Source organism: Sulfurihydrogenibium sp. (assembly GCF_027448985.1).
Taxonomy (GTDB): Bacteria; Aquificota; Aquificia; order Aquificales; family Hydrogenothermaceae; genus Sulfurihydrogenibium.
On record NZ_DAIDMN010000101.1, the window covers coordinates 1 to 3,940 of the forward strand.

Sequence of the window (3,940 nt, forward strand, 5' to 3'; positions counted from 1 at the left end):
CTTTCATTTTATCTACCTCCTATTTTGTTTGATTATTTTATCAAGGTAGATGCTCATTGTCTATATGAACCTATACAGCTAAAATAAAGTTTTTTCTTTCATTAAAGCAAGGATTTTATGTAATCAAGGTCTTTAAACTTGCTTTGCATTAAATCTATAAATTCTGCTGCTTCTTTACCATTTATTATTCTATGGTCAAAAGAAAAGGTTAACTTTGATATATTGTTTATTATTTTGCCTACGGCAACTATTCCTGAACATCCTGGTGGAATGATTGCATCGAATGAAATAATGTTATACATTCCAAGGTTTGATATTGAAAAATTTGCTCCTTCTAAATCTTCTTTTGAAAATCTATTTTCTCTTGCTTTCTGCTTTATTATTTCAAGGTCTTGGGATATTTCTTTTAATATTTTTTTTTCTACATTTTTTATGACTGGTGCGTACAATTCTCCGGAAACATCCACTGCAACAGAGATATTTACAGTAGGATATGTATAGTAAAACTCTTCATCTGTTTTTGTTCTTAAATTTTCACTTTGATAAATACAATCTCCTAAAATCTTTATAAACCATGTGGTTATCGTATATCCACTATTTTTTGGAATATTTGAGAAATCTAATTCTGTAAAGATGTGGAAAACTGGAATTTCTAAAGATTTCTTTAAATTTTTTATGAGGCTTTTTCTGATAAATGGTATCTCTTTTTTTAGGGGAATACTGTTATTTATTATATATTTTTCAACATCCTCTAATGTTATTCTTTCTTTATCCGGATAAGCTTTTACTAGGTTTTCTATTTGTAATTGGTACTCTTTTATTAAATTTAAAGCCTTTTCTTCCAACTTATGCATTAAAAGATAGTTTTTAATGTCTTTTTCATGGGCTGGAATAGGCAGTTTTCCTTCTTCCTGTAAATTTTTAATATCTACGTTGTTTTGTTTTGCTATCATTTTTGCAACTGGAGATGCTGTGGCAGGTGGCAACTGCTTTGATTCTATTTTTATTTCTTCTTTTGGTAGTTTTATCTCTTCTTTTTTTTCTTCACTTACGGATGGCTTTGTATATTCTTTTTCCACTTTTTCTTCTTTTGTTTCTGATAACACTGCGATAACGGAGCCGACTGGTATTTCTGAGCCTTCATCTGCTAAGATTTTTGTTATATATCCGGATTTTAAAGATGGAACTTCCATAATTGCTTTGTCAGATTCTATTTCTACAATAGGTTCATTTACATTTACAAAATCTCCTTCTTTTTTTAACCAGCGAACTACCTTTCCACTTTCCATGGTATCTGTTAATTGAGGCATAACTATTTCATAAACCATTTTCTTTTCCCCATTTTATTATTTTTGAGTATATTTTTTCCGCTGTTGGTATCGCTAAAAGTTCTAACTTCCTATTATAGGGTATTGGTGTATCCTCTCCAGCTATTCTTAATGGTGGTGCATCAAGATTGTAGAAGCATTCTTCCAAAACTGCACTTAAAATATGGGCACCAAAACCTCCATGTTTTGGATTTTCTTCAACGATAACAAATCTTTTTGTTTTTTTGACAGAATTTGTTAATGTTTCTAAATCCAAAGGATTTAAAGGTCCAACATCTATTACTTCTATTGATATATTCAAATCTTTTTCCAATTGTTCTACAGTCTTTAAAACCTCATGCAACATCTTGAGGTAGGAAAATATAGTTAAATCTGTTCCTTCTTTTATTATTCTGGCTTTAAATGGATTGTAATAACTATCTTTTGGCATATCAAATTTTTCAAAGTATAAAAGTGTATGCTCTAAAAATATTACAGGGTCATCCAGTGTAATGGCTGTTTTTAAGCCGTGATAAGCAGTTGCACAGTCTGAGGCTGTAAAGACTCTTAATCCGGGAATAGAAGCAAATAAAGATTCGAGACTTTGGGAGTGTTGTGATGCAAGTTGTTTTACAACTCCTTGTGGCATTCTTACAACCATAGGTAAAACAATTTTTCCACCACTCATGTATCTTAATTTTGCCATACTGTTTACGATTTGGTCCATTGCAAGCATTGCAAAATTTGCAGTCATTATTTCTGCTACTGGTCTAAGTCCTCCCAGTGCCATACCTATTGCTGTTCCAACTATTGAGTTTTCCGCAATAGGTGTATCTATCACTCTTTTTTCTCCATACTTTGCATATAATCCTTCTGTTACTCTGTAATTTCCCCCGTAAAATCCTACATCTTCCCCTAAAATAACTATCGATTCATCTTTTTCCATCATCTCATCCAATGCTAAATTTAAAGCTTCACGGTATAACATTTTTACATACCTCACAGTATATATCTGTATACAACTCATTTTCTTCTGGCTGTGGAGAGTTGAGAGCAAATTCTACTGCTTCTTCTATTTCTTTTTCGACAAGACCATCTATGTACCTAATATAACTTTCTGATAATAATCCGGATTTTTTCAATTTTTCTATTGGGTCTTTACTTTTTGCTATCTCAATTTCTCTTGAAGACCTGTAATTACCAGTATCACTCATTGAATGAGGTTCGAATCTGTAAGTTAATGCTTCTATAAAATAAGGTTTAGATTCTTCTTCAATATACTCTTTTGCTTCTCTAACAGCTTTATACACTTCAAAAACATCCATACCGTCTATCTGTTTTGAAATCATATAAGGCTTAGCTTTTAAATAAATATCAGTAATAGCAGAAGCTCTATCTATTCTTGTACCGATAGCATAATAGTTATTTTCACATAAAAATAAGATTGGTAATTTCCATAAAGATGCTAAATTTAAAGATTCATAAAAATTTCCTGCATTTGTAGCACCATCTCCAAATGCTACCAAAACACCACTTTTCTCTCCTCTGTACTTTCTTGCATACGCCATACCTACAGCATGTGGAATATGGGCTCCGACTATAGCATTTCCTCCATAAAAGTTTAAAGAAGGCTCAAAAAAATGCATTGAACCTCCTTTACCTTTTGCAACTCCCGTTTTTTTCCCAAACAGCTCAGCCATCAAATATTTTGGCTCTATTCCCTTTGCAATAGCATAAACATGGTCCCTGTAATGAACAAAAATATCTCCCTTTTCAAAAGCCACTGTTGCTCCAACATGAACAGCTTCTTCACCAATTGCAAGATGAAGAAAACCACCGATGTTTCCTTTCATATACTCTTCTTTAGCTCTAAGTTCAAATGTCCTTCCAAGTTTCATTAAGTAATAAAATTTTTCTGCCAATGATATATCCATACTACTCTCCTGTTTTTAGTTTTTTTGCTATCTCTGTAACTCTTTTACCTAAATATCTACATATTGTTTTTTCATCATCGTCTAATTCTTTAAAGGTATCACCAAATGTTACATGAGATGCTCCATAAGGTGTTCCACCAGATTTCGTCGTTTGAAGATTTTTAAGTTCGTAAGGTACTCCGACTATAATCATTCCATAATGTAACATATTTACCATCATGTTTATTAAGGTCGTTTCCTGTCCACCATGAATAGTTTGAGAGCTGGTAAACAGTCCAACAGGTTTACCAACAAATTCATTCTTAGCCCATAAATAACCAGTTTGGTCCAAAAAGTTCCTAAGCTGACTACACATATTTCCATATCTTGTTGGGGAACCAAATATATAACCATCTTTATTTTCTAAATCAGATAGTGTTGCTACAGGAACATCCTTTTGAATTTCCCTTCCTTTTTTTATACCTTCGTTTTTCTCAACCACCTCATCAGGAAGTAAATCCGGAACTTTTCTTAAAATTGGATTTCCCCCAGCCTCTCTTATACCTTCTGCTATCTCTATTGCCATCTTATAGGTATTTCCAAACATTGAGTAATAAAGGATTAAGATATTAGTCTCCATCTTTATACACCTCTTCTTAAAGTTTCTTTTTTTATAGTAAATTTACTGAATAATTAAAATCTTGACAACAGTTTGAAAAT

4 protein-coding genes are annotated in these 3,940 nt (G+C 32.2%); all 4 read right to left on the reverse strand.

Annotated features, from left to right (window positions below; genetic code table 11):
* Positions 1-101: 101 nt before the first annotated feature.
* Genes NE054_RS07310 through wrbA form a run of 4 tightly spaced genes read right to left on the reverse strand, consistent with a single transcriptional unit; the run spans position 102 to position 3,860 of the window.
* Positions 102-1,328 carry a dihydrolipoamide acetyltransferase family protein gene (locus NE054_RS07310; RefSeq protein ID WP_297890212.1) on the reverse strand — a complete coding sequence of 409 codons (1,227 nt, stop codon included), beginning with the start codon at positions 1,326-1,328 and terminating at the stop codon, positions 102-104.
* Entirely contained in the window at positions 1,318-2,295 is a 978-nt protein-coding gene (locus NE054_RS07315) for an alpha-ketoacid dehydrogenase subunit beta (RefSeq protein ID WP_297890214.1), read from the reverse strand. Before NE054_RS07315 ends, NE054_RS07310 begins: the two co-directional genes overlap by 11 nt.
* On the reverse strand, positions 2,282-3,241 hold the full coding sequence (locus NE054_RS07320; RefSeq protein ID WP_297890216.1) for a thiamine pyrophosphate-dependent enzyme: 960 nt from the start codon (positions 3,239-3,241) through the stop codon (positions 2,282-2,284). Before NE054_RS07320 ends, NE054_RS07315 begins: the two co-directional genes overlap by 14 nt.
* Position 3,242: 1 nt before the next feature.
* Positions 3,243-3,860 carry an NAD(P)H:quinone oxidoreductase gene (wrbA, locus tag NE054_RS07325; protein WP_297890219.1) on the reverse strand — a complete coding sequence of 206 codons (618 nt, stop codon included), beginning with the start codon at positions 3,858-3,860 and terminating at the stop codon, positions 3,243-3,245.
* Positions 3,861-3,940: the final 80 nt, after the last annotated feature.